The organism is Cupriavidus sp. H18C2 (genome assembly GCF_049393795.1).
Classification (GTDB): domain Bacteria; phylum Pseudomonadota; class Gammaproteobacteria; order Burkholderiales; family Burkholderiaceae; genus Cupriavidus; species Cupriavidus pauculus_C.
The window spans coordinates 1,319,897-1,346,705 of the sequence record NZ_CP186011.1 but is presented as its reverse complement, the minus strand read 5'-3'; the positions used below and the strand labels follow the sequence as shown (position 1 = coordinate 1,346,705).

Annotated in this window: 25 protein-coding genes; 8 read left to right on the top strand and 17 right to left on the bottom strand. The window is 69.9% G+C overall.

Features of this window, described 5'->3' with window-relative positions; genetic code table 11:
• Nucleotides 1–9: 9 nt before the first annotated feature.
• The 3 genes from EPAKOI_RS22590 to araD all read right to left on the bottom strand — a co-directional run bounded on the left by EPAKOI_RS22590 (nucleotide 10) and on the right by araD (nucleotide 3,551).
• The gene (locus EPAKOI_RS22590; protein WP_423193751.1) at nucleotides 10–981 is read right to left on the bottom strand and encodes a Bug family tripartite tricarboxylate transporter substrate binding protein; all 972 of its coding nucleotides are present in this window, start codon (nucleotides 979–981) and stop codon (nucleotides 10–12) included.
• A 100-nt stretch (nucleotides 982–1,081) separates the two neighbouring features.
• Complete coding sequence (locus EPAKOI_RS22585; protein ID WP_124686103.1) at nucleotides 1,082–1,801, bottom strand: ribonuclease activity regulator RraA; 720 nt, start codon at nucleotides 1,799–1,801, stop codon at nucleotides 1,082–1,084.
• A 10-nt stretch (nucleotides 1,802–1,811) separates the two neighbouring features.
• A complete protein-coding gene (gene araD / locus EPAKOI_RS22580) occupies nucleotides 1,812–3,551 on the bottom strand; it encodes an L-arabinonate dehydratase (RefSeq protein ID WP_423193750.1) in 1,740 nt (579 codons plus the stop codon).
• A gap of 151 nt (nucleotides 3,552–3,702) precedes the next feature.
• Here araD and EPAKOI_RS22575 point away from each other — a divergent pair, with 151 nt between their 5' ends.
• Together EPAKOI_RS22575 and EPAKOI_RS22570 are read left to right on the top strand one after the other, a co-directional pair.
• Nucleotides 3,703–4,401 (top strand): GntR family transcriptional regulator, encoded by a 699-nt coding sequence (locus tag EPAKOI_RS22575; protein WP_423193749.1) that lies wholly within the window; start codon nucleotides 3,703–3,705, stop codon nucleotides 4,399–4,401.
• 153 nt (nucleotides 4,402–4,554) lie between these two features.
• Nucleotides 4,555–4,812 carry a helix-turn-helix domain-containing protein gene (locus tag EPAKOI_RS22570; protein ID WP_124686106.1) on the top strand — a complete coding sequence of 86 codons (258 nt, stop codon included), beginning with the start codon at nucleotides 4,555–4,557 and terminating at the stop codon, nucleotides 4,810–4,812.
• Between the two features lie 10 nt (nucleotides 4,813–4,822).
• Here EPAKOI_RS22570 and EPAKOI_RS22565 read toward each other — a convergent pair whose 3' ends face one another.
• From EPAKOI_RS22565 to fliF, 9 genes are all read right to left on the bottom strand, one after another.
• Complete coding sequence (locus tag EPAKOI_RS22565) at nucleotides 4,823–6,280, bottom strand: SLC13 family permease (RefSeq protein WP_423193748.1); 1,458 nt, start codon at nucleotides 6,278–6,280, stop codon at nucleotides 4,823–4,825.
• Nucleotides 6,281–6,390: 110 nt separating this feature from the next.
• Nucleotides 6,391–7,053, bottom strand: coding sequence for a DNA oxidative demethylase AlkB (gene alkB / locus EPAKOI_RS22560; RefSeq protein WP_423193747.1), 663 nt, complete (start codon nucleotides 7,051–7,053; stop codon nucleotides 6,391–6,393).
• A gap of 96 nt (nucleotides 7,054–7,149) precedes the next feature.
• Nucleotides 7,150–8,154 (bottom strand): alpha/beta fold hydrolase, encoded by a 1,005-nt coding sequence (locus tag EPAKOI_RS22555; protein WP_423193746.1) that lies wholly within the window; start codon nucleotides 8,152–8,154, stop codon nucleotides 7,150–7,152.
• 156 nt (nucleotides 8,155–8,310) lie between these two features.
• Nucleotides 8,311–9,783 carry a flagellar hook-length control protein FliK gene (locus EPAKOI_RS22550; RefSeq protein WP_423193745.1) on the bottom strand — a complete coding sequence of 491 codons (1,473 nt, stop codon included), beginning with the start codon at nucleotides 9,781–9,783 and terminating at the stop codon, nucleotides 8,311–8,313.
• 16 nt (nucleotides 9,784–9,799) lie between these two features.
• On the bottom strand, nucleotides 9,800–10,252 hold the full coding sequence (gene fliJ / locus EPAKOI_RS22545; protein WP_124686111.1) for a flagellar export protein FliJ: 453 nt from the start codon (nucleotides 10,250–10,252) through the stop codon (nucleotides 9,800–9,802).
• Entirely contained in the window at nucleotides 10,245–11,696 is a 1,452-nt protein-coding gene (gene fliI / locus EPAKOI_RS22540) for a flagellar protein export ATPase FliI (RefSeq protein ID WP_124686112.1), read from the bottom strand. The genes fliJ and fliI overlap by 8 nt, the downstream gene beginning before the upstream one ends.
• Nucleotides 11,689–12,618, bottom strand: a complete 930-nt coding sequence (fliH, locus tag EPAKOI_RS22535) for a flagellar assembly protein FliH (RefSeq protein WP_423193744.1) — start codon at nucleotides 12,616–12,618, stop codon at nucleotides 11,689–11,691. Before fliH ends, fliI begins: the two co-directional genes overlap by 8 nt.
• Nucleotides 12,605–13,618: a flagellar motor switch protein FliG gene (fliG, locus tag EPAKOI_RS22530; protein WP_124686114.1), complete on the bottom strand. Its 1,014-nt coding sequence runs from the start codon at nucleotides 13,616–13,618 to the stop codon at nucleotides 12,605–12,607. The genes fliH and fliG overlap by 14 nt, the downstream gene beginning before the upstream one ends.
• Complete coding sequence (fliF, locus tag EPAKOI_RS22525; protein WP_124686115.1) at nucleotides 13,605–15,290, bottom strand: flagellar basal-body MS-ring/collar protein FliF; 1,686 nt, start codon at nucleotides 15,288–15,290, stop codon at nucleotides 13,605–13,607. Before fliF ends, fliG begins: the two co-directional genes overlap by 14 nt.
• Before the next feature lie 382 nt (nucleotides 15,291–15,672).
• On the opposite strand from fliF, the gene fliE reads away from it, so the two are divergent.
• The 6 genes from fliE to EPAKOI_RS22495 all read left to right on the top strand — a co-directional run bounded on the left by fliE (nucleotide 15,673) and on the right by EPAKOI_RS22495 (nucleotide 20,912).
• Nucleotides 15,673–15,996: a flagellar hook-basal body complex protein FliE gene (gene fliE / locus EPAKOI_RS22520; protein WP_423193743.1), complete on the top strand. Its 324-nt coding sequence runs from the start codon at nucleotides 15,673–15,675 to the stop codon at nucleotides 15,994–15,996.
• A gap of 66 nt (nucleotides 15,997–16,062) precedes the next feature.
• Nucleotides 16,063–17,568, top strand: coding sequence for an alpha/beta fold hydrolase (locus EPAKOI_RS22515; RefSeq protein ID WP_423193742.1), 1,506 nt, complete (start codon nucleotides 16,063–16,065; stop codon nucleotides 17,566–17,568).
• Nucleotides 17,569–17,626: 58 nt separating this feature from the next.
• Nucleotides 17,627–18,943 (top strand): lipopolysaccharide biosynthesis protein RfbH, encoded by a 1,317-nt coding sequence (gene rfbH, locus EPAKOI_RS22510; RefSeq protein ID WP_423193741.1) that lies wholly within the window; start codon nucleotides 17,627–17,629, stop codon nucleotides 18,941–18,943.
• A 2-nt stretch (nucleotides 18,944–18,945) separates the two neighbouring features.
• Nucleotides 18,946–19,512 carry a dTDP-4-dehydrorhamnose 3,5-epimerase family protein gene (locus tag EPAKOI_RS22505; protein WP_124686119.1) on the top strand — a complete coding sequence of 189 codons (567 nt, stop codon included), beginning with the start codon at nucleotides 18,946–18,948 and terminating at the stop codon, nucleotides 19,510–19,512.
• Nucleotides 19,513–19,518: 6 nt separating this feature from the next.
• Complete coding sequence (locus EPAKOI_RS22500; RefSeq protein ID WP_423193740.1) at nucleotides 19,519–20,427, top strand: NAD-dependent epimerase/dehydratase family protein; 909 nt, start codon at nucleotides 19,519–19,521, stop codon at nucleotides 20,425–20,427.
• Nucleotides 20,424–20,912 (top strand): acyltransferase, encoded by a 489-nt coding sequence (locus tag EPAKOI_RS22495; RefSeq protein WP_124686121.1) that lies wholly within the window; start codon nucleotides 20,424–20,426, stop codon nucleotides 20,910–20,912. The genes EPAKOI_RS22500 and EPAKOI_RS22495 overlap by 4 nt, the downstream gene beginning before the upstream one ends.
• Here EPAKOI_RS22495 and rfbG read toward each other — a convergent pair.
• The 5 genes from rfbG to EPAKOI_RS22470 all read right to left on the bottom strand — a co-directional run bounded on the left by rfbG (nucleotide 20,896) and on the right by EPAKOI_RS22470 (nucleotide 26,806).
• Complete coding sequence (rfbG, locus tag EPAKOI_RS22490; protein WP_423194562.1) at nucleotides 20,896–21,972, bottom strand: CDP-glucose 4,6-dehydratase; 1,077 nt, start codon at nucleotides 21,970–21,972, stop codon at nucleotides 20,896–20,898. The genes EPAKOI_RS22495 and rfbG overlap by 17 nt on opposite strands.
• Nucleotides 21,972–22,745 (bottom strand): glucose-1-phosphate cytidylyltransferase, encoded by a 774-nt coding sequence (gene rfbF / locus EPAKOI_RS22485; protein WP_124686123.1) that lies wholly within the window; start codon nucleotides 22,743–22,745, stop codon nucleotides 21,972–21,974. Before rfbF ends, rfbG begins: the two co-directional genes overlap by 1 nt.
• The gene (locus EPAKOI_RS22480; RefSeq protein ID WP_423193739.1) at nucleotides 22,742–24,976 is read right to left on the bottom strand and encodes a tetratricopeptide repeat protein; all 2,235 of its coding nucleotides are present in this window, start codon (nucleotides 24,974–24,976) and stop codon (nucleotides 22,742–22,744) included. The genes rfbF and EPAKOI_RS22480 overlap by 4 nt, the downstream gene beginning before the upstream one ends.
• A 187-nt stretch (nucleotides 24,977–25,163) precedes the next feature.
• Nucleotides 25,164–25,466 (bottom strand): EscU/YscU/HrcU family type III secretion system export apparatus switch protein, encoded by a 303-nt coding sequence (locus EPAKOI_RS22475; RefSeq protein WP_124686125.1) that lies wholly within the window; start codon nucleotides 25,464–25,466, stop codon nucleotides 25,164–25,166.
• Nucleotides 25,463–26,806: a flagellar hook-length control protein FliK gene (locus tag EPAKOI_RS22470; RefSeq protein ID WP_423193738.1), complete on the bottom strand. Its 1,344-nt coding sequence runs from the start codon at nucleotides 26,804–26,806 to the stop codon at nucleotides 25,463–25,465. Before EPAKOI_RS22470 ends, EPAKOI_RS22475 begins: the two co-directional genes overlap by 4 nt.
• Between the last annotated feature and the right edge of the window lie 3 nt (nucleotides 26,807–26,809).

Sequence of the window (26,809 nt, the reverse complement as noted above, 5' to 3'; positions counted from 1 at the left end):
AGGGCGCGGTCAGTCGGCGCTCAGGTGATTATCGGCGATGATCCTTGCGTAACGCTTGCGGTCATTGGCAATGGTCTCGGCAAACTGCTGCGGCGTGCTGCCCACCGGAATCGCGCCCTGTTCCACGAGCTGCTTCTTCACCTCGGGCATGGCCACCACCTTCTTCACGTCGGCGGCGATCTTGTCGACGACGTCCTTCGGCGTGCCGGCGGGGGCCAGCAGGCCCACCCACGAGCCGGATTCCGCGTTCTGGATGCCGGCCTCGGCCAGCGTCGGCACGTCGGGCATCGACGGCGAGCGCACCGACCCCGTTACCGCCAGCGCGCGCAGCTTGCCGGCCTTGACGTGGCCCGTGGTCTCCAGGATCGACGCGAACAGCATGTCGACGTTGCCGGCCATCAGGTCGGTCATCGCGGCGCCGCCGCCCTTGTAGGGCACGTGCAGCATGTCGGTGCCGGTGGCGGCCTTGAAGATCTCGCCCGACAGGTGCGGCGAGCCGCCCGTGCCGGAGCTGGCAAACGTCAGCTTGCCCGGCTTGGCCTTGGCCAGCGCCACCAGTTCCTTCGGCGTCCTGGCGGGCAGCCCCGGCGTGACCACCAGCGCGAACGGCAGCTCGGCCATCATCGTCACGGGCACGAAGCTGTCGGGCTTGTAGTTGAGCTTCTTGTAGAGAAACGGGTTGATCGACTGCGTGCCGACGTTGCCGGCCACCAGCGTGTAGCCGTCTGGCTTGGCCCGGGCGGTCAGTTCCAGCCCCACGTTGCCGGCCGCGCCGGGACGGTTGTCCACCACGACGGGCTGGCCCCAGAGCTGCGCCAGCCGCTGCGCCACCAGCCGCGTGCCGATGTCGGTGCCGCCCCCCGGCGTGAACGGCACGATGATGGTCACCGACCGCGTGGGCCACGGGTCTTGCGCGTGCGCGGGCAGGGCAAGCGTGGCAGCGGCCAGGGCGAGGGCGGCGATGCGGGGAGGGGTGGGCATGGGGGTCTCCGGGGTGTTCTTGTGGTGGTGTCGTTTCGATTTTTCTCCCCTCTCGCGTGCGAGAGGGGAGCAAACAGTGGGTGTGTTTCCAGCCGCCGCCTCAGCGGCCGGCTGCCTTTCGCCATGCGGCAAAGTCCTCGCGGGCCTGCTCGGATGTCGGGGGGTAGAGGCCGATGATCGAGCGGCCGTTGCGGACCTGTTCGGTCACGAAGTCCTCGAACGCGGTCATCTCCACCGCCTCGGCGGCGATTTCCTCGGCCATGTGGCGCGGAATGACGACCACGCCCTCGGCGTCGCCGACCATCACGTCGCCGGGGAACACCGCCACGTCACCGCAGCCGATCGGCACGTCGAACTCCAGCGCCTGGTGCAGCGTCAGGTTGGTCGGTGCCGACGGGCGGTGGTGATAGGCCGGCATCGCCATCTGCGCGATCTCGGGCGAGTCGCGGAAGCCGCCGTCGGTGACGATGCCCGCGCCGCCGCGCTGCATCAGCCGCGTGACCAGGATGGACCCGGCGCTGGCGGCGCGGGCGTCCTTGCGGCTGTCGATCACCAGCACGGCGCCGGGCGGGCACTGCTCGATGGCCTGGCGCTGCGGGTGGTTCGGGTCCTGGAACACGGTGATTGGGTTCAGGTCCTCGCGGGCGGGGATGTAGCGCAGTGTGAAGGCCGGGCCGACCATCGTGCCGCCGGCCGGGTTCAGCGGCCGCACGTCCTGGATGAACTGGTTGCGCAGGCCGCGCTTGAACAGCGCGGTGCACAGCGTGGCCGTGCTGACGGTCTTCAGCGCATCGCGCAGGCTGGAACTGAGCGGGGTCATCGGTCGGGCCTCAGTAGATGCTCGGTTCGCCCACGGGGGCGCCGAAGTCGGTTTGCAGGAAGTCGAAGTCGCAGCCGTCGTTGGCCTGCCGCACGTGCTGCGAAAAGATGTAGCCGTAGCCGCGCGCGTAGCGCGGCGGCGGCGGGGTCCAGGCGGCGCGGCGGGCCGCCAGTTCCTCGTCGGACACTTCCAGGTGGATGCGGCGCTGGTCGATATCCACGGTGATCAGGTCGCCGGTGCGGACCAGTGCGAACGGGCCGCCGATATACGCCTCGGGCGCCACGTGCAGGATGCAGGCGCCGTAGCTGGTGCCGCTCATGCGCGCGTCGGACATCCGCAGCATGTCGCGCACGCCCTGCTTCACCAGTTTCTTCGGAATCGGCAGCATGCCCCACTCGGGCATGCCGGGGCCGCCCAGCGGGCCGGCGTTGCGCAGGATCAGGATGTGGTCGGCGGTCACGTCCAGCGTCTCGTCCTCGACGGCTGCCTTCATCGACGGATAGTCGTCGAACACCAGCGCCGGCCCCGTATGCCGGAAAAACCGCTTCTCGCAGGCGCTGGGCTTGATCACGCAGCCGTCGGGGGCGATGTTGCCACGCAGGACGGCCAGCGCGCCTTCCTGGTACAGCGCGTTGGCCGGGGTGCGGATCACGTCGTCGTTGTGTACCTCGGCGCCGGCGATGTTCTCGCCCAGCGTGCGGCCCGTGACCGTGGGCGCGTCCAGGTGCAGCTTGTCCCGGATGCGCGTCATCAGCGCCGGCAGCCCGCCCGCGTAGAAGAAGTCCTCCATCAGGTACTTGTCGCCGCTGGGCCGGATATTGGCAATCACGGGCACGTGGCGGCTCATGCGGTCGAAGTCGTCCAGGCCGATGTCGTGGCCGGCGCGGCGGGCCATGGCGATGACGTGGATGATGGCGTTGGTGGAGCAGCCCATCGCCATGGCCACCGCGATGGCGTTTTCGAACGACGCGTGCGTCTGGATGCGCTGGGGCGTCAGGTCTTCCCAGACCATGCCGACGATGCGGCGGCCGGCCTCGGAGCACATGCGGATATGGTTGGCGTCGGCGGCCGGGATCGACGACGCGCCGGGCAGCGTCATGCCGATGGTCTCGGCGATGGCCGTCATCGTGCTGGCCGTGCCCATCGTCATGCAGGTGCCGTGGCTGCGCGCGATGCCGCCCTCGATGCCGATCCATTCGGTCTTGCTGATGTTGCCCGCGCGGCGCTCGTCCCAGAACTTCCAGGCGTCGGAGCCCGACCCCAGCACCTGGCCCTTGTAGTTGCCGCGCAGCATGGTGCCGGCGGGCACATAGATGGCCGGCACGCCGGCGCTGGTGGCGCCCATCAGCAGGCCCGGCGTGGTCTTGTCGCAGCCGCCCATCAGCACGGCGCCGTCGATGGGGTGGGAGCGGATCAGCTCCTCGGTCTCGATGGCCAGCAGGTTGCGGTAGAGCATCGTGGTCGGCTTGACCGAGCTCTCGGACAACGAAATGGCCGGCAGTTCCACGGGGAAACCGCCGGCCTGCAGGATGCCGCGCTTCACGTCGTCCACGCGCTGCTTGAAGTGCGCGTGGCAGGGGTTGATGTCGGACCAGGTGTTGATGATCGCGATGAGCGGCTTGCCCATCCATTCATCGGGCGCGTAGCCCATCTGCATGATCCGGGAGCGATGCCCGGACGAACGCAAGTCGTCGGGCGCGAACCAGCGCGCGCTGCGTAGCTGGTCCGGCGTCTTCTTCGGTGCCGTCATGGTTGTCTCTTCCACTTGGTAATCATTCGGCCGTTCACTTGTACGACGACCGTGTTTCGCTGGATTAAAGCACTAATATATTAGTACGTCAACGCGATCTTCCCCTCGTTCGTTCAGCTAGAATCGCGCCCAACGCACTTGTCACCTTCGCATGGCCGCCACGCTACCCAATCCCGCCCAGTTCCACTTCGACCGCACGCGCCAGGCGGCGCCGCAGGTGTTCGAGCACATGCGCGACCAGATCATCTCGCTGGCGCTGCCGCCCGGCACGGTGCTGTCCCGCCCGGAGCTGGCGCTGCAATACGGCATCAGCCAGACGCCCGTGCGCGACGCGCTGATGCGGCTGGCCGAGGAAGGGCTGGTCGACGTGTTCCCGCAGCACGCCACGCGCGTGAGCCGGATCGACGTGGCGCTGGCACGGCAGGCGCACTTCCTGCGCCGGTCGGTGGAGGTGGAGATCGTCCGCGCGCTGGCCGGCGCGCCCGACGCCGCCCTGGTGGACCGGCTGCGTGCCACCATCGCGCGCCAGCAGCGCATGCTGGAACTCGACGATCTGGCCGAATTCACAGCCAACGACCAGTATTTCCATCGCCAGCTCTACGAGGCCGCCGCCGTGCCCGACCTGTTCGGGCTGGTGCGCCGCCAGAGCGGCCACCTGGACCGCCTGCGCCGCCTGCACCTGCCGATTCCTGGCAAGGCTCATGCGGTGCTGCGCGACCATGCGGCCATCGTCGACGCCATTGCGGCCGGTGACGTGCCCGGTGCCGAGGCGGCGCTGCGCGGCCACCTGACCGGCACGCTGGCCAACGTCGAGGAAATCCGCGCCAGCTTCCGCGACTACCTGCGCTGACCGCGCGCCGTTTGTTTTTGGCAACGACTGCGCGCAAATCTACCCATCGGATGGGTATTGGCAGCATCTCCGCAAACGTCAGCCACGAAGAATTTGTCGATTGCCGGTGGAAATTGATAGATTCGGGAGGTACCTACTGCCGGGTAGACCGAGATGTCCGCCAGAGTCACCATTACCACCAGCGAGCAATTGGGGCAGGTGCTCCAGGGCGCGCGCAAGATCGCCGGCCTGACCCAGGCCGACGCCGCCGCGCGGCTGGCCATCAGCCAGAGCCGCGTGTCCCATATGGAACTGAATCCCGAAACCATCAGCGTGGCGCAGCTGCTGGCGCTGCTGGGCGCCTACGACCTGGACCTCGTCATCGAGCCGCGCGTGATGAGCGATGCACTGCTGGACAAGCTGGAGTGGTAGGCGCCGCGCATCAGGGCAGGTAGCCCAGCAGCTTCCACCAGAAGTAGTCGAGCGGCAGCAGCAGCACGATCGTCAGCGCCGCCATCGCCAGGCACAGCCGCGTGCCATGCCGCAGCCCCACGCCGCCAAGCTGCATCGCAATCACGATCGGCGGCGACTGGTACGGAAAGAACACGGTCGAGAACACCGGCACCTGCAGCATCAGCACCGTTTCCAGCGGCAGCCCCGTGGCGGTTGCCAGGTCGCGCGCCAGCGGCGTGAGCACGGCCGGCAGCGCCGGCAGCGTCGACATCATCCCCAGCACCGCCCCCATCGCCCCGATCGTGCCGACATTGGCCGCCGTGTGGCCCGGCGTCAGCGGCAGCACGTGCAGCAGCCCGGCGCTGATGGCGCTGCCCAGGCCCGTGGATTCCACCACGGCGCCCAGCCCCAGAAAGCCCGCCACGTAGATCAGCGGCACCAGGTGGGCCTGCTCGGACAGCGCCTTTGGCGACACCAGCCCGATGCCGGGCAGCAGGCACACGATGCAGGCGGCCAGCGAGATCCAGGCGGGCGAGATGCCGTGCCACGCATCGGTGGCGAACCCGGCCACGGCCAGCGCCAGGATGATGGCCAGCATCCGCTCCTGCGCGCCCATCGCCGTGGCCGTGACGGGCGCCTGCGCCGGCAGCGGGCCTTTTTCCGGGAACAGCTTGCAGATCATCCAGATCAGCAGCACGGTCTTCAGCGCGCCCAGCACCGGGAAATGCAGCAGCAGGTAGCTGCCGTAGCTGAGGTTGATGTGGTACAGCGAACTGGCCGCGCCCAGCAGCACGCTGTTCGGGATATTGGCCGGAAGGATCGTGGTGGGCGGCATGTAGCTGGCCAGCGCCACGGTCATCACCATGCCGATGCGGCCGTTGGACGCCGGGGCAAAGCCCAGCCGGTCCGCCAGCGCCAGCACGATCGGCATCAGCAGCAGCACGCGGCCCGTGGTGGACGGCATCAGGAACGCCAGCCCCACCGCGCTGAGCGCCACGGTGGTGATGACCTGCGGATAGGTGCCCACGCGCTTGCGGAAGATGATGTCGGCCAGCCGCAGCGCCAGCCCCGTGCTGCGCAGCGCCACGCCGGTCACGGCGCCGCCGAACATCAGCCACCACGCGGTGGACGTGAAACCGGAGAACACCACGGTTGGCGGCGCGATGTGGAACACCACGGCGGCCAGGAAGAACAGCAGCGTGGCCGTGGGCTCGGGCAGCACGCCCACGGCCCAGCAGCAGACCGTCGACAGGACCAGCGCCCCGGCCCAGATCAGTGCGGGCGGCGCATGCAGCGCACTGCCGGCGATCCAGACGGCGGCAATGCAGGCGCCGATCAGCAGGGCGGCGCACAGCGAATCGGCGGGACGGCCGGCAAGCTGGGGCGACGGGGGAGGGGGCGGCGGGGCGCCAGGCCGCGCGTCGGCACGGCCGGGGGTAATCGACATCGGGATCTGTCTCGGAGCGCCCGCCGATGCGGGTCTTGTTTGATGAGCGGAAGTGCTGAGTCGCTATCGTAGGATTGTCTCGACAGGCAGGCAACTGCCGCGTGACCCCGCTAGCGCGTCTTGCGGAAGGTCAGGTTGATGCGCTCGGCACCGGTCAGTGGGTGGTCACCTGCGGCCAGCGGCGCGATCCCATGGAACACCAGCCGCGACGGGCCACCCCAGACCACCACGTCGCCATGCGCCAGCCGCACCCGCGCCGGCCGGTCGGCCCGCCGCAGCCCGCCCCAGAGGAACGTGGCCGGCAGGCCCAGCGACACCGACACGATCGGCGCGCGCAGGTCCAGCTCGTCACGATCCTGGTGCAGCGACAGCCGCGTGCCGGGCAGGTAGCGGTTGATCAGGCAGGCGTCGGGCCGGAAATCGGCATATCCGGCCGCGGCGGCGGCATCGCGCGCCAGTTGGCGGAACGGCTCGGGCATCGGCGGCCAGGGCCGGCCCGAATCGGGATCGACGCCATCGTAGCGGTAGCCTGTGCGATCCGACACCCACCCCCGCTCGCCGCAATTGGTCATCGCCACCGACATCCGCAGCCCGCCCGGCGTCACCAGATGCCGGAAAGGTGAGCCCGCGCTGACTTCGCCCACGGCGCCCAGCAGCGCCGGCCCGGCCTCGCGCGCAAAGCCGCGCAGCACCACCGCGCCGGGCGCCAGGGGCTCGGCGGCCGGCGCGGCGTCGGGGTCGGTGGGAAGGGCGTCGAAGAGGTCGAAGGTCATGTCAAAGGGCAGCGTTTCGTTTGTTGCGAATGGCGATTGTTTCACGCTGGATGCCGCCGCCGTCGTAACGGCCGCCCGGAAGTCACGCGCCAGCCCCTACCTGCCCTTCATCCCCTCCAGCAACGCCTTGTGGAACGCCGCCGGGTCCTGCATCTGCGGCGCGTGGCCCAGTTCGGGGAATTGCACCAGCGTCGTGTTCGGGATGGCCTTGGCCGTGCGCTGGGCCAGTTCGGGGTAGCGGCCCAGCGTGGGCTGGATCTCGGGCGGGGCGGCGTCCTTCCCGATGGCCGTGGTGTCCTTGTCGCCGATCATCAGCAGTGTGGGGGCCTGGATGGCGCCCATTTCGTAGACCACGGGCTGGGTGTAGATCATGTCGTACAGCAGCGCGGAGTTCCAGGCGACGATCTGCTTGCCGGGGCCGCGGTACATGCCGGCCAGCATCTGCACCCACGGTTCGTACGCCGGCTTCCACTGGTTCACGTAGTACGTGGATTTCTCGTAGTTGCGGATGCGGTCGGCCGTGGTGTTCAGCTCGCGGGCGTACCACTGGTCCACCGACAGCGGCGGCACGCCCTTGGCCTTCCAGTCCTCCAGCCCGATCGGGTTGACGAGCACCAGCTGGCGGGTCTCCTTCGGATACATCAGCGCGTAGCGCATCGCCAGCATCCCGCCGGTGGAGTGGCCCATGACGGTGACGTCGCGGATGCCGATCGATGCCAGCAGGTCATGCGTGTTACGCGCCAGTTGCTGGAACGTGTACTGATAGTGCGCCGGCTTGGTCGACTTGCAGAAGCCGACCTGGTCGGGCGCCACCACGCGGTAGCCGGCACCGCTCAGTTCGCGGATCGTCTCCTGCCACGTGGCGCCGCAGAAGTTCTTGCCATGCAGCAGCACCACGGCGCGGCCGTTTGGCTTTTCGGGCTGGATGTCCATGAACGCCATGTCGAGCGGCTGGCCTTGCGACGTGAAGCGGTAGTGCTGGACAGAGTAGGGGTAGTCGAAACCTTCGAGCTGCGGGCCGTAGGCGGGGCCGTCATCGGCAGCGTGGGCAAGCGGGGCGATGGCAAGGGCTGCCAGGAGCAGGAGACGGCGTGCGGGCATGGTCGGGGGCGGCTTGTGGATGGGACGCACAAGTGACCATGCGGGGGTGGGGGAAGTTCCGGGTGGGGCTTGAAGGGCTGAGGGTTTGCTCCCCTCTCCCGCACGCGGGAGAGGGGAGCAAACCGGCGACGTTGCGATTCGTCGCCATGTACCGACTCAAGCGAACGTATCCACCTCGCCCCGTGCCAGCGGGCGCGGGGTGCGGGGGGTGGCGGCGACCGGGGTGGCTGGTTCGTTGCCGAAGCCCGTGGTCTGGCCAAAGCTGCTGCCGCTGGCCTGGCGTTGCGGCTGCTGTTGCTGGCCGCCCGAGTTGGCCTGGGCAAAGCCGTCGGCGCCCACCGAGGTCTGGCCGAGCTGGATGCCGGCTTCGGCCATCGACGTGCGCAGTTGGGGCAGCGCCGCTTCCACGGCGGCGCGCACGGCTTGGTGGGGCGATACGAACTGGGCCTGGGCCTGGTCGTTGACCACGTTCAGCACCACCTTCAGCGGGCCGAGGTTGGGCGGGTTCAGGTCCAGCTCGGCGGTCTGGTTGCCTTGCGTCGACAGGCGCACCATCTGCTGGCCCAGCGCCTGCGACCACTGGCTGTCGCCGACGTTCGGCGCGATGACCGGGCGGGCTGCTGCTGCGGCGGCGCTGGCATGGCCGGCGTGGTTCGGGGCCTGGGCCGCCGCCAGGGCGGATGCCAGCGTGGCGGCGCTGCTGCTGTTGGTGGCGCCCGTGTCAGCCGCCTCGCCGGTGCGGGCGGCGGCCTGTGCGGCGGCGAACGGCGTGGCGGACGGCTGGGTCGACGGAGCAGCCTGCGTGTTGTCCGCGATGGTCGGCGCCGGCTGGTTCGACTGGCCGAGGTTGCCCTGCTGCTGACCGGCGCCCTGGCCGCCTGCGTGCTGCGGCGCGCCCTGCGCGGGTGCGGCGGTGGTGGCCGCGGCGGCCAGCTTGTCGGCCGTGGTTGGCGAGGCGTTCTGCAGCGCGGCGCGTTGCTGGGCGATCAGCGCCAGCGTGTCGCCCGCGTTCGGCACGCTGCCCTTGGGGGCTTCGGTGACGATGCCGGCCGGCACGTTGGCGTCCACCTGCGCCTGCAGCGCGGCGGCGTCCGGTGCGGCGGCCGGCGCGGCGTTGGCTGCGGTGGCGGGTGCCGTGGCGGCAGGCTGGCCGGGCAGTCCCGGCAGGCCGGTCAGCGCGGTGCCATCGGCGCCGGCGCCGGTGGGCTGGGCCTGCTGCGGATTGGGCAGCGGGGCCAGCAGCGCGGCGGCGGCCAGTGCGGCGGCCACGGCGGCGGCGTCGGCGCTGGCCGTGGCCGTGTCGTCCTTGTCGGCCGTCTCGGGGTCGGCAGCGTCAGCCGTATCGGCCGCGCCATCCTTCTTCGCAACCTTGGCGTCGTCCTGCTTGGGCAGCGCGTTGTTCGTGCCGGCCTGTTCGGGCTGGGGCTTCTGGGTGTTCTGCCCGGCGTCGGGCTTGCTGTCCCTGGCGGGCACCTTGGCCTGCTGGGCGGCCGGCTGGCCGTCCTGGCGCGCGCGGGTCAGCGTGTCCTTGAACAGGTTGGCATCGGCGCCCTTGCCGCCGGCGTCCGGCGACTTGAGGCTGTTCAGGGCTGCGGCGGCGTTGCCGGCCAACTGGCTGATATCGATCATGGTGGTATGGGGCAGGTCAGTTGTGGCCGCTTGCCGGCTGGCGGGCGATGCGGGCGGCGTATTCGTCGTTGGCGCGCTGTTCGCGGCGCGTGGCTACCTGCTGCTCGCGCACCTCGGCGCGCGTGATCAGCGTGTCGAACGAGTTCTGGCGGCGCTTCTGCTGCTGCCAGTGGGTGCGGCCGGCCAGCAGGTCGGCCTCGGCCTTGGCCAGCGTGGCGGTCTGCTGGCGGATGGCGTGGTCCAGCGAATCCAGGAAGCGCGAGAAATCCTGCCAGCGGCTGGACGTCATGCCCTCGGCGGCAATCGCCTGCATGCGCGCGCGGTACTCGTGGCGGTACTCGGTCAGCGCGTGCAGTTGCTGCTCGGCCTGCGTGCGCAGCCCCTGCAGGCGGCCCAGCTCGCGCGCGGCCTTGTCCGTGTTGTCCTGGGCGATGTCGGCCAGCGTGTTCAGCGGCGAAGTCTTAGCCATGGTGGGTTGCTCCGATGGTCGCGTGCAGCTGGGCAATCGACGCCTCGTAGTCGGCGCGCTCGTGGATGTCCTGCTGCAGGAATGCCTCCATGCGCGGATGCAGGCGGATCGCGAGGTCCAGCTCCGGGTCGTTGCCGGGCACGTAGGCGCCGACGCTGATCAGGTCGCGATTGCGCTGGTAGCGCGACATCAACTGCTTGAACCGCCGCACGGAGGCAAACTGCGGCGGCTCGATCAGCGCGGTCATGGCGCGGCTGATCGACGCTTCCACGTCGATGGCCGGGTAGTGGCCGGCCTCGGCCAGGCTGCGGGACAGCACGATATGGCCGTCCAGGATGGCGCGGGCCGAGTCGGCGATCGGGTCCTGCTGGTCGTCGCCCTCGGTCAGCACCGTGTAGAACGCGGTGATCGATCCGCCGCCCTCGGGGCCGTTGCCGGTGCGTTCCACCAGCGTCGGCAGCTTGGCGAACACTGACGGCGGGTAGCCCTTGGTGGCGGGCGGCTCGCCGATGGCCAGCGCAATCTCGCGCTGGGCCATCGCGTAGCGGGTCAGCGAATCCATGATCAGCAGCACGTGCTGGCCCTTGTCGCGGAAGTACTCGGCCAGCCGCGTGGCGTAGGCCGCGCCCTGCATGCGCAGCAGCGGCGAGCAGTCGGCCGGCGCCGCCACCACCACTGACCGCTTGCGGCCTTCCTCGCCCAGGATGTTCTCGATGAATTCCTTCACTTCGCGGCCGCGCTCGCCGATCAGGCCGACGACGATCACGTCGGCGTTCGTGTAGCGCGCCATCATGCCCAGCAGCACCGACTTGCCCACGCCCGAGCCCGCGAACAGGCCCATGCGCTGGCCGCGGCCCACGGTCAGCATGCCGTTGATGGCGCGCACGCCGGTGTCCAGCACCGTTTCGATCGGCGCGCGCATCAGCGGGTTGATCTGGGCGCCCGACAGCGGCACCTCGCTGGCGGCCGTGATCGGGCCCAGGCCATCGAGCGGACGGCCGGCGGCGTCGAGCACGCGGCCCAGCAGGCCGTCGCCCACGGGCAGCCGCTTGGAGCCCGGCTCGCGCGGCGCGCTGACGCCCTTGGGCAGCGGCGACGGTTCCAGCGGATAGACGCGCGCGCCCGGCACCAGGCCGGCCACGTCGGATTGCGGCATCAGGTAGAGGCGGTCGGCGCCAAAGCCCACCACTTCGGCCTCGGCCGTGCGCGGGCCGCCATGCGAATGCTGGCCCGCCGGCAGTTCTATCAGGCAGTCGCTGCCCACGGGCATGCGCAGGCCCACGGCTTCCAGCACCAGCCCGGCGGCGCGCGTCAGGCGGCCACAGGTGCGCTTGCTGTCGATCTCGGCGATGCTCGACGACGCGGACGCCAGCGCGTCGCGCCAGCGGCCGGTGTGCGCGGCGGCGGCGTCGGGGGCGGGGGCGGCGGCCGGGGTGTCATGCATGGGGCGGCTCCCACGGGTCGTTGCGGCCCAGCGCCTTGATCACGCGCTCCCAGCGCGTGGCCAGCGTGCCGTCCAGTTCGCCGCTGGCCGCGCTGGCGATGCAGCCGCCACGTGCCACGGCGGGGTCGGCGCGCAGCGTCCAGCCGGCGGCCTGGAGCTCGCCCTGCAGGTGGGTTTCCACCAGCGCGACATCGTCGGGATTGAGCAGCAGGCACGGCGCGCCTGACAGCGGCGGCTCGGCGTTGATCAGTTCGCGCGCGGCGGGCACCAGCGCGGCGGGGTCGATTTCCATCGTCTTGCGCACCAGCTGGCGCGCCACGTCCAGCGCCAGCGAGATCAGCGCATCGGCAATCTCGGTATCGACGCGGCCCAGCGCGTCGCGGAAGTTGCCGGCCAGCTCCTGCAGCCGGGCCGCTTCGCTGCGGGCCGATTCGAGGCCGCGCGCGTAGCCTTCGCGGTGGCCGTCGCCGTAGCCCTGCGTCTGCCCCTGCGTGTAGCCCTGGGCGTAGCCTTCCTTGCGGGCGCCGTCGCGCATGGCGTCGAGCGCGGCGAAGTCGATCGGCGGCGGGGGCGGCGGCTCCACCGGCAACTGCGCGGCCAGCACCTTCTTCAGGGCGTCGCGCGGGTCGAGCGATTCGGGCTGCCAGCGCTTCCAGGCGTCGCCGCCGGTGTGGCGGCGCCCGGGCGGCTCGAAGCCCTGGAAGCCTTCGTCGCTGCGGTGCAGGTTGCCGAGGCCGCGCGGCGCCTGCGGCGTGCCGCCCGCGTCGCGCATGTCGCGCATGTCGTGCATGTCGTGCATGTCGGACCGGTCCGGCGTGCGGCCGCCCTGGCCGCTGCCGGGCGCCGCCGGCGCGCCGAAGAACCCCGGGTCGCCACGGCCCGGGCCGCGGCCTGCGGCAAAGCCGCGTTCAAACGTAGGCATCGTCGCCTCCGCCAATCTGGATTTCGCCGGCCTCGGCCAGGCGTCTCACCACCTGCAGGATGGCCTTCTGCTCGGCCTCCACCTGCGACACGCGCACCGGACCCAGCGCGTCCAGGTCCTCGCGCAGCATCTCGCCGGCCCGGGTCGACATGTTGCGGATGAACTTGTCGCGCAGCTCCTGCGGCGCGCCCTTGAGCGCGACGATGAGCGATTCGGTGGCGATTTCCTTGAGCACGCGCTGGATGCCGCGGTCGTCCACTTCCAGCAGGTTCTCGAACAGGAACATCTCGTCGATGATCTTCTGTGCCAGGTCGGCGTCGTGCGTGCGCACGCCGTCGATGACCGCTTCCTCGTGGGCCGTGCTCATCAGGTTGATGATCTCGGCCGCCGTGCGCACGCCGCCCATGCGGCTGCGCTTCAGGCTCTGGCCCGCCAGCAGCTTGGTCAGCACGTCGGTCAGTTCCTGCAGCGCGCCCGGCTGCACGCCGCCGAACGTGGCAATACGCAGCACCACGTCGTTGCGCAGCCGCTCGGTGAAGAAGCCCAGCACCTCGGAAGACTTCTGGCGGTCCAGGTGGATCAGGATCGTGGCGATGATCTGCGGGTGCTCGTCCTTGATCAGCTCGGCCACCGACGTGGCTTCCATCCAGTTCAGCGAGTCGATGCCGCCGCCCGGGTCGCGGGCTTCCAGGATGTCCTCGATCACGGACAGCGCGCGTTCCTCGCCCAGCGCCTTGTTCAGCACGCTCTTGATGAACGAGCTGGAGTCCACGTTCAGCGCCAGGTACTGCTCGGTCTCGCCGCGGAACTCGGCCAGCACCTCGGCCATTTCCTCGCGGGTCACGGCCGACAGGTTGGCCATGGCCGAGCCCAGCTGCTGCACTTCGCGCGGCGACAGATGCTTGAAGACCTCGGCGGCCGAATCCTCGCCCACCGCCATCATCAGGATGGCGCTCTTCTGCAGGCCCTTCTCGGGCGCTCCCTTGTTAGCCTTCGTCATTTGCCATCCAGGTCTTGATTACGCTGGCGACCAGGCGCGGGTCGCGTTGCGCGGCGTCGCGCACCAGGGCGAGATCGCTTTCGTATTTGGCCGCCAGGCGCAGCACTTCCGGATTGGTTTCCTCTTCCGGCGGCGGCAGCGCGGCGTCCGCTGCGGCGGCGTCCGCGGTGTCGATCGTGGGCGGCAGCGGCGGCGCGGTGTACTTGCGCAGCACCGGACGCGCCACCTTGAACCACAGGAACATCGCCAGCAGGGCCAGCAGCAGGTAGCCGACGCCGGTCTTGGCCAGGTCGATCATCTGCGGCTGCTTCCAGAGCGGCAGTTCCGGTTCCTTGTTGTTCTCGGCCGTGAACGGGCTGTTGACCACGTTCAGCGAATCGCCGCGCTCGGCGGAAAAGCCCATCGCTTCCTTGGTCAGGTTCTCGATCTGGGCCAGTTCCTTGGCGGTCAGCGCCTCGGTGACCGGCTTGCCCTTGGCGTCCACCTTGCTGCGGTAGTTCACGACCACGGCCACCGACAGGCGCTTGACGCCGCCCGGGGCCTGCTGCACGTGGCGCACGGTGCGGTCCAGCTCGTAGTTGGTGGTGGCGTCGCGGCGGTTGCTGCTCGGGCCGGTCTTCTCGGCCGTCTGCGTGGCCTGGTTGGCCTGCGCCTGGGCGGGCGGATTCGGCTGGCCGGGCTGGCGCGGCGGCTGCGGCGTGGTCACCGGGGCCACGGCGGCGGCGGGCGGCTGGTTCGACAGCGCGCCGGGCACGCCGCCGACGGCCGAGCCGCCCTGCTGGTTCGATTCGCTGGTCTGCTGGCTGCGGATGGCGGCCTTGGTCGGGTCCTGGTTCGGCTTGAAGCTTTCGTCGGTGTGCTCGACCGACGAGAAATCGATGTCGGCCGTGACCTGGGCGTGGACGTTGTCCTTGCCCAGGATCGGCAGCAGGATCGATTCCACGCGCTTCACGTACGCCTGTTCCACCTGCTGCACGAACTTGAGCTGGGTGGCGTCCATCGAGCGGTCGTTGCTGCCCGACAGCAGGTTGCCGTGCTGGTCGACGATGGAAATGGACTTGGGCGTCAGTTCCGGCACGCTGGACGACACCAGGTGCGTGATGGCGGCCACCTGGCCTTCATCGACGGCGCGGCCCGGGTAGAGCTGCAGCACCACCGACGCGGTGGGCTTCTGGCGCTCGCGCACGAACAGCGTGGGCTTGGGGATGGCCAGGTGCACGCGGGCCGACTGCACGGCGCCGATGGATTCGATCGAACGGGCCAGCTCGCCTTCCAGGCCGCGCTGGTAGTTCACCTGCTCGGCAAACTGGCTGATGCCGAACTTCTGGTTGTCCATCAGTTCCATGCCCGTGGTGCCGCTCTTGGGCAGGCCCTGGCTGGCCAGGCGCAGGCGCGTCTCGGCCACCTTGTCGGCCGGCACCATCACCGCACCGCCGCCTTCGGCGAACTTGTACGGGACGTTCATCTGCTGCAGCGACTGGATCACCGCGCCGCCGTCGCGTTCGGACAGGTTCGTGTACAGGACCTTGTAGTCGGGCTGGCGCGACCACATCACGCCCACGGCGATGGCGGCAACCAGCGCCGCGCCGCCCAGCATCAGCGGCAGGCGCGGGTTGCCCTTGAGTTTTTCGACCAGGGCCGCGCCGTTCGGCAGGGTGGCGGCCGCGTTCATGCGCGCATCTCCGGCTTGGCCGGGCATACCCTGCCCTTACCACTCTGGCCTTCGCTGCCGTTAATCATTCCGGCACGGCTCACATTACGCTGCAGACAAAACACGCGCACTCCCCGCGATAGTTGATGTTCCCTGGCCGTGGGCGGTAAGGCAAAAACGCGGCGAACCGCCAGATCCGGCACGGTAGCGATGATCGGTCAGACGGCTGATGGACAATCGGCTGAATAGGCCATGTTTTCCCGCCGATTTCAGCCTTTGGGAGGAGGCGGGCCGCCAGTACAGTGCGAGGGCTGAAACAGGGAGCGACGTGACGTTTACGGCACGTTGGGCGATTTCAGGTCGCATTTTCCCCTGTCTCCCCTTCATCCAACCTGTACGAGCCATGACCATTTCCTCTATCGAAGGCATGCTCCAGCAACTGCGCGGCCTTGCGCAGGTGGCTGGCGGCGGCACCGCGTCCCAGGCCACGGCGGCGGCGTCCGCGTCCGGCTTTGCCGGCGAGCTGCAACGATCGCTGCAACGGCTGAACACCAGCCAGGAACGCGCCTACGGCCAGGCCGAGGCGTTTGAAGTGGGCAAGCCCGGCGTGTCGCTGAACGACGTGATGATCGACATGCAGAAGGCCAACATTTCGTTCCAGACGGCCGTCCAGGTACGCAACCGCCTGGCGGCGGCGTACCAGGAAATGATGAACATGCCGGTGTAAGCCCGCGCGGCACGGCAGCAGTACGGATTTCCAGAGCACAGAAGGAACGCCATGGCGACACAGAACATGACGGTTGACGATGCCATGCAGCTCGCGGCCAACGCCTGGGTGCAGGGCAACCCCGCCCAGGCGGCCGACATCGCGCGGCAGATCCTGGCGAACCGGCCCGGCCATGTGGGTGCCCGCCATCTGGACCTGACGATCCGGCACGGCGTGAACCACCTGCAGTTCACCGCCATCGGGCCGCACCGGCCCGACCTGTATGACATTGGCGACTTCAGCTACGGCGTGCCGGCCGTGTTCCCGCACAACCAGGCGGACCAGCCGGCGCGGCTGCGCGTGGGCCGCTATTGCACGATCGCGCACGACGTCAAGGTCATCCTGGGCAGCTACCACCGCCACGACTGGCACACGATCTACCCGTTCACGGCGCCCAACTTCGGCACGCTGTTCCGGCCGGCCCGGCCCGTGCCGGACTTCTCGTCCACGCGCGGCGGGGTCAGCATCGGCAACGACGTCTGGATCGGCGCGCATTCGGTGATCCTGTCGGGCGTGACGATTGGCGACGGCGCGGTGATCGGCGCCGGCTCGGTGGTGTCGCGCGACGTGGGCGCCTACGAGGTCTGGGCCGGCAATCCTGCCCAGTTCGTCAAGCGCCGCTTCGACGAGGCCACCAGCGCCCGGCTGCAGGCGCTGCGCTGGTGGGACTGGCCGAAAGAGGAAGTGGAAGCCAGCATCGGCTGGATCATGAACGGAGGCGGCCCCGCGCTGGACAAGCTCGCGCAGCACAAGGCCGCGATGATCCACAAGATGCGCGCCACCACCAAGGGCGAGCGCATCGTGGCCGGTGCCAGCGGCATCGTCCGGCTGCGGCTGCCGCAGCAGTGGAAGGCCGGCGCGCCCACCTGGGTGGTGCTGCATGGCTCGCTGGGCTCGATCGACGGCGTGAAGGACTTCGAGGCCGCCGCGCCCGGCGTCAACCTGGTCTTTGCCGACCTGCCGGGCTCGGGTGCGTCGTGGTACCCGGCCGACTACTCGGCCGAAGGGTTCGCGCGCGAGCTGCGCCCGGCCATCGACCAGGCCATCGACGGCGACTACCGCATCGTGGGCGTCAGCTTTGGCGGCGCGGTGGGCCTGGCGATGGCGCGCGACAACGACCGCTGCCAGGGCGTGCTGCTGCTGGACACGCCGTTCGAGGCGAAGAAGCTCTGGCACAACCACCAGTTCCTGCGCGGCGCCATTGCCAGCGACCCCGACAACCAGCACGTGCGCCGCTTTGCCTGGGAAATCTACGGCGTCACCGAGCACGCGCTGACCGAGCGCACCTACTGGCACCTGCTGGACGACCTGCCCACGCCGGTGCAGGTGCTGACCGGCGACGTGCCGATGCATCCGCCGCGCCGCACCGCCAAGGTGGCGTGCTGCCTGGACAAGGAAGACCTGGCCGCGCTGCGCCGCCGGGGGATTGGCGTGCAGCAGGTGGCCGGCGGCCACGACCTGATCCACGACAACCCCGCGGCAGTCGTCAAGGCCATGGACGCGTTCGCGGCCGAGGCCGTGGCCGCCGCCTGATCCGCCACTACAACGGACCTGCCCACCATGCCGGGGCAGGCCAGCATGAGTCATGGGAATGAGCAAAGAATCTCTACGCGCAAAGATTGCCGGTCTCGTCGAAGAGTACGCGGCACTGGTCCAGAGCGAGACGCCGGGCTTCCGGCCCGGTGAAACCGTCATCCCGCCGTCGGGCAAGGTGGTGGGCGCCCCGGAAATGAAGGCGATGGTCGAGGCGTCGCTGGACGCCTGGCTGACCACGGGCCGCTTTAACGACGCGTTCGAGCAGCGGCTGGGCCAGCTGCTGGGCGTGAAGCACGTGCTGACGGTCAACTCGGGCTCGTCGGCCAACCTGGTGGCGTTTGCCACGCTGACGTCGCCGCGCCTGGGCGATCGTGCCATCCGCCCCGGCGACGAGGTGATCGGCGTGGCCGCCGGCTTTCCGACCACGGTCAACCCGATCCTGCAGTGCGGCGCCGTGCCGGTGTTCGTCGACGTGGAACTGGGCACGTACAACGTGGACGCCAGCCGCATCGAGGCCGCCATCACGCCGCGCACCAAGGCGATCATGCTGGCCCACACGCTGGGCAACCCGTTCAACCTGGAAGTGGTGACGGCGCTGTGCCGCAAGTACAACCTCTGGCTGGTGGAGGACTGCTGCGACGCGCTGGGCGCCACCTACAACGGCCAGCTGGTCGGCACGTTCGGCGACATCGGCACGCTGAGCTTCTACCCGGCCCACCACATCACGATGGGCGAGGGCGGCGCGGTGTTCACGAACAACCACGCGCTGAAGACCATCGCCGAGTCGTTCCGCGACTGGGGCCGCGACTGCTACTGCCCGCCGGGCAAGGACAACACCTGCAACCGGCGCTTCTGCTGGAAGCTCGGTAACCTGCCCGAGGGCTACGACCACAAGTACACGTACTCGCACCTGGGCTACAACCTCAAGATCACCGACATGCAGGCCGCCTGCGGCCTGGCGCAGATCGACCGCGCCGAGGGCTTCATCGCCGCGCGCCGCCACAACTTCAGCTTCCTGCGCGAGCGCCTGGCCGCCTGCAGCGAGATGCTGATCCTGCCGGAAGCCACGCCGAACTCGGACCCGTCGTGGTTCGGCTTCCCGGTGACGCTGCGGCCCGAGGCCAACGTGCGCCGCACCGACGTGGTCACGTACCTGGACCAGTACCGCATCGGCACGCGGCTGCTGTTCGCGGGCAACCTGACGCGCCAGCCGTACATGATCGGCCGCAACTACCGCGTGGTGGGCGACCTGACCAACTCGGACATCGTCATGAACGACACGTTCTGGCTGGGCATCTATCCGGGGCTGTCGGAGTCGATGCTCGACTTCGTGGGCGAGAAGCTCGAACAGTTCTTCGGCATCGGGTTCTGACCATGCAGTGCGAGGCGCTGGCGCTGCCCGGCTGCTTTCTGCTGCACGGTGCTCGCCTGGGCGACGCGCGGGGCGACTTCATGAAGCTGTTCCACGCGCCCACGCTGGCCGCCCAGGGGCTGGAGACCGCGTTTGCCGAATCGTACGTGTCGACGTCCCACGCGGGCGTGATCCGCGGCATGCACTTTCAGCGGCCGCCGCACGACCACGCCAAGCTGGTGAGCTGCCTGACCGGCCGCGCGCGCGACGGGCTGGTGGACCTGCGGCGCGGCTCGCCGACCTTTGGCCGCAGCCTGAGTCTGATGCTCAGCGCCGACGTGCCGGCCATGCTCTACATCCCGCGCGGCATCGCGCACGGCTTTGCCGCCCATGTCGACGACACGCGGCTCTGGTACCTGGTTTCCAGCGTGCATGAGCCGGCGGCCGACGCCGGCATCCATGTGGACGACGTCGGCATCGACTGGTGGGACGGTGCGCCCGCGCTGGCCGGCGCCACGCCGATCCTGTCGCCGCGCGACACCGCACACCCGTCGCTGGCCGCGTACCTGGCCCACACCGACTTTTCCTGAACCGCCATGCCGACCGTCTTGCTGACCGGTGCATCGGGCTACGCGGGCGGCGCCATCCGCGACGTCCTGCGCCAGGCCGGCATGACCGTGCTGACCGCCGGCCGCCGTGCCGATGACGACCTGCCGTTCGATCTGCTGCGGCCCGACCGCCTGCCCGCGCTGCCCGCCGGCATCGACGCCTGCGTCCATGCCGCCGCCGCCAACGAGGTGCTGTGCCGGCAGGACCCGCTGGCCGCGTTCACGGCCAACGTGACCGCCACGCGCGCGCTGGCCGGCCGGTTGCGCGACGCGCAGGTCGGTCACGTGGTCTACCTGTCGACGTTCCACGTATTCGGCCGCCCGGCCGGCCGGCTCGACGAGACCGCCGAGCCGGTGCCGGCCAACGACTACGGCCTGACCCATCTGCTGGCCGAGCACCTGCTGCGCGCGCAGCCGTTTCGCACCACCGTCATTCGCCCGGCCAATCTGTTCGGCACGCCGGCCGACTGGTCGACATTCAACCGCTGGACGCTGGCACCGTTTGACTTCATGCAGCAGGCGCTGCGCGACGGCGCGGTGCGGCTGCTGTCCGACGGCTCGCCGGTGCGCTGCTACGTCTCGCTGGAGCGGCTGGCGGCGGCGGTCGTCCAGGGGCTGCAAGGCCACCTGCCGCCCGTGACGCACGTCTCCGGCCAGCCGTGGCGCATGGACGCCCTGGCGCGGCTGTGCGCCGGCGTGGCCGCGCAGGCCAGCGGGCGCGACGTGCCGGTATCGCTCGGCACGCACCGGCCCGCGGAAGCGGCCTACACGTTCGGCTCGGGGCACTGGGCCGATGAAACCGACGCAGTAGGCGAAGGCGAACGGTCGTGCATGGCGACGTTCGCGCGCCACGTCGCCGACAGACTGCTGCAAGACAGCAAGGCAGGAACACCATGAACCGGATCTCCACGCTGGCGAAGATCTCGCCGCTGGCCGACATCGAACGCTCGGTGCGCGGCAACCACGTGGCCGTGGGCGACGACGTGACCATCGACAGCTTCGTCAAGATCAAGTTCGCGGGCGGCGACGGCAACGTCGAAATCGGCCCGCGCTGCTACCTGAACTCGGGCGTGGTGATCTACTCGGGCAATGGCGTGCGGATGGGGGAGGGCGTGCTGATCGCGGCCAACACCACGCTGGCGCCGACCAACCACGAGTACCGCTCGCGCGAACGTACGATCATCGCGCAGCGCTTCATGCCGTCGCGCGGCGGCATCGTCATCGGCGACGACTGCTGGATCGGCGCGAACTGCGTGCTGCTGGACGGCACCGTGCTCGGCACGGGCTGTGTGGTGGGCGCCGGCACCGTGCTCAAGGGCGAGTGGCCGGATTACGCGGTGATCGCTGGCAATCCGGCCCGCATCGTCAAGTATCGCGACTGACGAACGCGTCGATCTGGGCCTCGGTGATGGCGCGCGCCTGGGCGGGCGATGCCTGCACCTGGCGGTACCAGTCGGCCGTGGCCAGCAGGGCGCGGTCGAGCGTCCAGCGTGGCTGCCAGCCGAGCGTGCGCATGGCCTTCGACGAATCCAGGTACAGATAGCCGGCCTCGTGCGGCGCCGCCGCGCGCATCGCGGCATCGAGTTCCCAGCGCAGTTGCGGCCAGTGACGCTGCAAGCCTTCCAGCACGGCCTGGACGGGCCGGTTGTCGCTGGCGGCCGGGCCGAAGTTGAAGGCGTCGGCAAAGGCGGCCGCGTCGTCGCCGAGCAACCGGGTGCCGAGCAGCAGGTAGCCGTGCAGCGATTCCAGCACGTGCTGCCACGGCCGCGTGGCTTCCGGATGGCGGATGCGCAGCGGCTGGCCCGCCGCCGCGGCGCGCGCGGCATCGGGGATCAGTCGGTCGGCCGACCAGTCGCCGCCGCCGATCACGTTGCCGGCGCGGGCGCTGGCCAGATGCTGGCCGGCCGACGCCAGGAACGCACGGCGATAGCTCGCCACGACCAGCTCCGCGCCGGCCTTGCTGGCGCTGTAGGGGTCATGGCCGCCGAGCGGATCGGTCTCGCGGTAGCCCCAGAGCCATTCGCGGTTCTCGTAGCACTTGTCGGTCGTGACCACCACCACGGCGCGCACCGATGGACTGGCGCGCACCGCTTCGAGCACGTTGACGGTGCCCATCACGTTGGTCGACCACGTATCGACCGGCGTGCGGTAGCTTTCGCGCACCAGCGGCTGGGCCGCCAGGTGGAACACGATCTCGGGCTCGGCCGCCTGCATGGCCTGCTGCAGGCGCGCGGCGTCGCGGATATCGGCGACATGGTGCGCGTGCAGGTCGCGGGCGACATCGGCCAGCGTGAACAGGTTGGGCTCGGTGGCGGGGGCCAGCGCGTAGCCGGTGACGCGGGCGCCGGCACGCGCGAGCCACATCGACAGCCACGCGCCCTTGAAGCCGGTGTGGCCGGTCACGAACACGCGCCGGCCGCGGTAAGCGGCGAGCGCCTCCATCACCAGACCTTCCACGGCGCCTTGCCGGTCTGCCAGAGCTGTTCGAGCTGGTTCTTCTCGCGCAGCGTGTCCATCGGCTGCCAGAAGCCGCCGTGCTCGAACGCCAGCAGGTGGCCCTCGCGCGCCAGGCGGCCCATCGGCTCCTGTTCCCAGCTGATGTGGTCGCCGTCGATCAGGTCGAGCACCTCGGGCTGCAGCACGAAGAAGCCGCCGTTGATCCAGCCGCCGTCGCCGCGCGGCTTTTCGGCAAAGCCGGTGACCATGTCCTCGTTCGTGCGCTGCAGCGCGCCGTAGCGGCCCGGGGGCTGCACGGCGGCCACGGTGGCCCAGCGGCCGTGGCGGCGGTGGAACGCGATCTCGGCACTGATGTCGATGTCGGACACGCCGTCGCCGTAGGTGAAGCAGAACGTCTCGCCGGCGGGCAGGTAGTCGCGCACGCGGCGCAGGCGGCCGCCGGTCTGCGATTCCTCGCCCGTGTCCACCAGCGTCACGCGCCACGGCTCGGCCTTCTGGCAGTGCACTTCCATGCGGTTGCCGGACATGTCGAACGTGACGTCGGACATGTGCAGGAAGTAGTTGGCGAAGTATTCCTTGATGACGTAGCCCTTGTAGCCCAGGCAGATCACGAACTCGTTGACGCCGTGCGCCGAGTACATCTTCATGATGTGCCACAGGATGGGCTTGCCGCCGATCTCGATCATCGGCTTCGGACGCAGGTGCGATTCCTCGGAAATGCGGGTGCCAAGGCCACCGGCCAGGATCACGGCTTTCATGCGACGGCCTCTTCCTGCGCGTCCACGACCTCGACCTTCATGCCGGCGATCTCGAACGCGCTGGGCACGGGGCCGGCTTCGAGCGTGGCCAGGTCCAGGCCGAACTGCTCGGCCAGCAGGCCGGCCAGCGCGGACTTGTCGTAGTCGTTCTCTTCCAGCCACGCGGCCAGCAGGCGGTACAGCGGCAGCGCGTACGGGCGCTGGCCGATGGCCTCGATCAGCAGGTCGATGGCCTCGGTGCGCGACGCCATGTGGTACTTGTAGACGGCCAGCCCGTAGGTGACCATCCAGTGGCGGTACCACGTGGAACTGAGGTTTTCCAGCACGTTGTGCAGCTTGTCGTACTGGCCGGTCTCGATGTGGGCGGCCACGCTTAGCGCCATGTCGGTGGTGGAGTACCACGTGCCGCCGAAGTAGACACCCTGCTCGCGCGCGGGCATCGCCTCGGGCAGGCCCTTGCGCGCGTGCGACAGCGCGTAGGCCTGCTGCTCGACCCACGCGGCGAAGGCCGGCGCGTCGGTCATCGCGCTGGTCTCCACGCGCTGGCGCAGCGACAGGCGCAGTTCGTTGAGCCGGCCCACGTCGGACGCCAGCTCGCAGGCCATGTTGACGTACGCGGCCTCGTCCTCGCAGATCAGCGGGTCGAGCCCGCAGTCCTTGAGGAACACGGCCGAGATGCGCTGGTGGAAGGCCGGGCCGGTCAGCGACACCACGGGCACGCCCATCCACAGCGCATCGCACGTGGTGGTGCCGCCCGTGTACGGCGTGGCGTCCAGCGCGATGTCGATGCGGTGGTACATCACGTACTGGTTCTCGGCCACGCGGTCGATCAGCTCCACGCGGTCCAGGTCGATGCGGTGCGCGGCCAGGCGGGCCTCGAACAGCTCGCGCACGCCTTCGCGGGCCACGTTCTGGGCCTCGATCAGCAGGCGGCTGTCCGGGCAGGCGGCCAGCACGGCGGACCAGAGCCGCAGCGTCAGGTCGCTCAGCTTGGTCAGCCCGTTGCACGAGCCGAACGTGATGTAGCCGTTGCGCAGCGCGGGAGTGTCCTTGACGCGGTACTTGTCCTCGTAGACCTGCAGCGGGCTGGTGACCAGCGGATGGAACGCGCAGAACACCGGCGCGCGCAGCAGCGTCTCGGTGTAGTGGCTCTCCGTGCCGGCCGGGTCGCCGGTCCAGTCGGAGATCCGGTAGTCGATCGACGGCATGCCGGTGGTACCCGGAAAGCCCAGCCACGTCATCTGCACCGGCGCCACGCGGTGCGCCAGCACCAGCAGCGGCGACTGGCCGGTGTAGCCGCCCAGGTCGACCATCACGTCGATGTCCTCGCGGCGGATGCGCTCCACGGTGTCCAGCGTGGACAGGGTGCTCACGTCGATCATCGCCGTGGCGTACTGCGCCAGCTTCTCGGTCAGCACGTCGTGCTTCCGGTTCATGCGGAACAGGTAGACGTCGAAGCGGTTGCGGTCGATGTTGGCGATCAGCGGGATCAGGAAGTAGGCAATGGCGTGCCAGCCCAGGTCGGCGGACAGGAAGCCGATGCGGATGCGCGGCGCCGTGCTGCCCAGCGGCGCCGTGGCGGGCACGGCATCGCGCGTCAGCATCGCGGCAAAGTCCTCGGCCTCGGCGCGCAGCGTCTGGGCGGTGGTGTCTTCGGCGCTCAGCATGCCCAGCAGCACGTTGGAGCGGTTGGTTGCCAGCGACGGATCGCCGTAGCGGGCCACGCGGTACGCCTGCAGGCCGCCGGCCGGGTCGCCGTTGGCGCGGCGCTCGTTGCCCAGGTTGGCGAACGCGATGTAGTTGGTGGGATCGGTCTCGACCAGACGCTGGTAGAGGTCCTGCGCGGCGCGGCGCTCGTTCATCATCGTGTGGACGCGCGCCATCGACAACTGCAGGTTCGTGTCGTCCGGACGGGCCACCAGCGCGCGTTCCAGCAGCGGCCGGGCGTCACGGGCATTGTCCTGGCGGGTCAGCAGCATGCCCAGCAGGCCCTGCAGGGCCAGGTCGTCGGGCCACCTGGCCAGCGCCTGCTCGGCCAGCGGCAGGGCCTCGGCGTCGCGGTCCAGCAGCAGCAGCGAGTAACCCTTCAGGTATTCCACCTGCGCCGGTGGCGCGCCGCGCCGGCCGGCCTGGTCGGCCGTGCCGTAGGCGGCCTGATAGTTGCCGATCCGGAACAATGCCCACGCTTCTTCCAGCGCGTGCGATCCGCTTCCCCTTGGCTGTCTTTTCATTTGCTTGTGTCTTTCGATGGCCTGCAGACGCCCGGACGATCCAGGAATGGATGGTCTGGTCCCATGCCAACAAATTAACAAGCCGCCGTGCGGGGCGACGGCGCGAACACAACGCGAAAAAAGGGCTATTTCGGCCGGTAGCGCGGCCGGCGTGGCGGATCGGCCCCACCGGCCGGGGCCGGGGCCGTCAGGCCGGTGTCAGGGCGAGCGGGTTGGCCGCGTCGGGGCCGGCTTCCATGCGGTGCAGCCACGCCAGCAGTTCGGCCACGGCCACGTAGAGCTGGGGCGGGATCTGGCTGTCCAGATCCACCTGCATCAGCAGGTTGACCAGCGCGGGCGATCCGTGCACGTAGACGCCGGCCTCGCGGGCGCGGGCGATGATGGCCTCGGCGGACATGCCGTAGCCCTTGGCCACCACGCGCGGGGCGTTGTCGCTGGACTGGTAGGAGAGGGCGACGGCGGCGCCGCGGTCGGACGGGTGGTCGCTCATGCTGGCAGCGCGATGACGGTGGGCGTCGACGGGGCGTCCTCGGTCGACACGTTCATGTTCAGCAGCGCGATGCCGCGTGCCTCCAGTTGCGCGCGAAAATCGGCGCGGCCCTGGATCAGCCGCGCGGCGGCGTCGCTGTCGGCGGCGACCAGCCGTGCTTCGAGCCCGTGGGCGCCGAGCGTCAGCACCGCATCGACGCTGCCCAGCATCGGCAGGTTCAGGCGCAGGCGCGTGCTCCAGCTTGCGGCGGCGGCCGGCGCGCCGCCGGCCTCGCGTTCGGCCACGTGGTCCGGATGGCGGGTGATTTCCCAGTCGACGGGCATGCCGGGCCAGGCGTCGATCGTCGCGCGAAATTGCTGCGAGGCCAGCAGTTCAAGCTGCTGGCGCACCACGCCCTCGCTGGACGGATGGATCGGCGGGCCTCGGTCGGGCTGCGGCTGGGTGGCGCTGTTGTCGGGCGCGTTCCAGCTCGCCACGATGGCGGCATGCTGGGCGCGCGCGATATGGTGGCCCTCGTGCGAGATCTCGGCCGTGAGCTGGTAGGCGTGCGCGGCGGCGCTGGCATGGGCGGCCAGCCGCTGCTCGGCGGCGGGGCTGGACGGCGTCTGTGGTGCCTGCGCGGTGGCCGCGTTGCCCGGCGACGGCTGCGCCGGTTTGGCGGGGTCGCCGTGCGCGGGCACGCCGGTCGACAGCGGATAGATGACCGGCCGCGTCAGTTCGGCCAGGATCGTCGCGCTGGGCGGCGCCATCGGGCTGGGCGTGGACGGGCCGCCGTAGGGCAGCAGCGCGGCCGGTGCCGGCGCCGGGGCCGATGGCGTCGCAGCGGGCTGGCCTTGCGGCTGGGGCTGGGCAGGGTTGCGCAGCGTGGCCTGCGGCTCCTGCAGCAGCGTGGCAAGCGGGCGCTGGCCCGTGACCCATTGCGTCAGGTGCGATTCATAGAACAGCCCGCTCTGGTCGACAAAGCGCGCCAGTGCGCTGGCCAGGTCCTGCGTGGCGCCGGGCTGGCCGGCCGGCGCGGTGGCCAGCAGCGGCGCGCCGGGGCGTGCCGGCGCGGCGTCGCCGCCTTCGAACAGGTCCAGGATCGCCTTGGCGGCAAAGCTCAGTGTTTCGCGCGTGGAGGTGGTCTGGCCGGCCAGCCGGGGGTCGGTGCCGCCCGGCGTCAGCGTGCCGGGCTGGCGCGCCTGCACCGTCTCGCCGGTGGACGACTGCACGTCGCCCTGCGACACGTCGGGCACCGGCATCAGCGCGGCGAGCTTGTCGATGGCCAGCGCCGGGCGCGATAGCTGCGGGTCCGGGGCCTGATGCGGGATCAGGCTGGGAGGAATCTGGATGCCGGTCATGGC

What these genes read in the sequence shown, in the direction of transcription:
- EPAKOI_RS22500 (WP_423193740.1), top strand. Translation starts at nt 19,519, where the DNA reads ATGCCGACCGTCTTGCTGACCGGTGCATCGGGCTACGCGGGCGGCGCC.
- EPAKOI_RS22585 (WP_124686103.1), bottom strand. Translation starts at nt 1,801, where the DNA reads ATGACCCCGCTCAGTTCCAGCCTGCGCGATGCGCTGAAGACCGTCAGC.
- rfbF (WP_124686123.1), bottom strand. Translation starts at nt 22,745, where the DNA reads ATGAAAGCCGTGATCCTGGCCGGTGGCCTTGGCACCCGCATTTCCGAG.
- EPAKOI_RS22480 (WP_423193739.1), bottom strand. Translation starts at nt 24,976, where the DNA reads ATGAAAAGACAGCCAAGGGGAAGCGGATCGCACGCGCTGGAAGAAGCG.
- rfbG (WP_423194562.1), bottom strand. Translation starts at nt 21,972, where the DNA reads ATGGAGGCGCTCGCCGCTTACCGCGGCCGGCGCGTGTTCGTGACCGGC.
- fliE (WP_423193743.1), top strand. Translation starts at nt 15,673, where the DNA reads ATGACCATTTCCTCTATCGAAGGCATGCTCCAGCAACTGCGCGGCCTT.
- fliF (WP_124686115.1), bottom strand. Translation starts at nt 15,290, where the DNA reads ATGAACGCGGCCGCCACCCTGCCGAACGGCGCGGCCCTGGTCGAAAAA.
- araD (WP_423193750.1), bottom strand. Translation starts at nt 3,551, where the DNA reads ATGACGGCACCGAAGAAGACGCCGGACCAGCTACGCAGCGCGCGCTGG.
- fliG (WP_124686114.1), bottom strand. Translation starts at nt 13,618, where the DNA reads ATGACGAAGGCTAACAAGGGAGCGCCCGAGAAGGGCCTGCAGAAGAGC.
- rfbH (WP_423193741.1), top strand. Translation starts at nt 17,627, where the DNA reads ATGAGCAAAGAATCTCTACGCGCAAAGATTGCCGGTCTCGTCGAAGAG.
- EPAKOI_RS22505 (WP_124686119.1), top strand. Translation starts at nt 18,946, where the DNA reads ATGCAGTGCGAGGCGCTGGCGCTGCCCGGCTGCTTTCTGCTGCACGGT.
- EPAKOI_RS22570 (WP_124686106.1), top strand. Translation starts at nt 4,555, where the DNA reads ATGTCCGCCAGAGTCACCATTACCACCAGCGAGCAATTGGGGCAGGTG.
- EPAKOI_RS22575 (WP_423193749.1), top strand. Translation starts at nt 3,703, where the DNA reads ATGGCCGCCACGCTACCCAATCCCGCCCAGTTCCACTTCGACCGCACG.
- fliI (WP_124686112.1), bottom strand. Translation starts at nt 11,696, where the DNA reads ATGCATGACACCCCGGCCGCCGCCCCCGCCCCCGACGCCGCCGCCGCG.
- fliH (WP_423193744.1), bottom strand. Translation starts at nt 12,618, where the DNA reads ATGCCTACGTTTGAACGCGGCTTTGCCGCAGGCCGCGGCCCGGGCCGT.
- EPAKOI_RS22565 (WP_423193748.1), bottom strand. Translation starts at nt 6,280, where the DNA reads ATGTCGATTACCCCCGGCCGTGCCGACGCGCGGCCTGGCGCCCCGCCG.
- EPAKOI_RS22550 (WP_423193745.1), bottom strand. Translation starts at nt 9,783, where the DNA reads ATGATCGATATCAGCCAGTTGGCCGGCAACGCCGCCGCAGCCCTGAAC.
- alkB (WP_423193747.1), bottom strand. Translation starts at nt 7,053, where the DNA reads ATGACCTTCGACCTCTTCGACGCCCTTCCCACCGACCCCGACGCCGCG.
- EPAKOI_RS22515 (WP_423193742.1), top strand. Translation starts at nt 16,063, where the DNA reads ATGACGGTTGACGATGCCATGCAGCTCGCGGCCAACGCCTGGGTGCAG.
- EPAKOI_RS22590 (WP_423193751.1), bottom strand. Translation starts at nt 981, where the DNA reads ATGCCCACCCCTCCCCGCATCGCCGCCCTCGCCCTGGCCGCTGCCACG.
- fliJ (WP_124686111.1), bottom strand. Translation starts at nt 10,252, where the DNA reads ATGGCTAAGACTTCGCCGCTGAACACGCTGGCCGACATCGCCCAGGAC.
- EPAKOI_RS22555 (WP_423193746.1), bottom strand. Translation starts at nt 8,154, where the DNA reads ATGCCCGCACGCCGTCTCCTGCTCCTGGCAGCCCTTGCCATCGCCCCG.
- EPAKOI_RS22475 (WP_124686125.1), bottom strand. Translation starts at nt 25,466, where the DNA reads ATGAGCGACCACCCGTCCGACCGCGGCGCCGCCGTCGCCCTCTCCTAC.
- EPAKOI_RS22470 (WP_423193738.1), bottom strand. Translation starts at nt 26,806, where the DNA reads ATGACCGGCATCCAGATTCCTCCCAGCCTGATCCCGCATCAGGCCCCG.
- EPAKOI_RS22495 (WP_124686121.1), top strand. Translation starts at nt 20,424, where the DNA reads ATGAACCGGATCTCCACGCTGGCGAAGATCTCGCCGCTGGCCGACATC.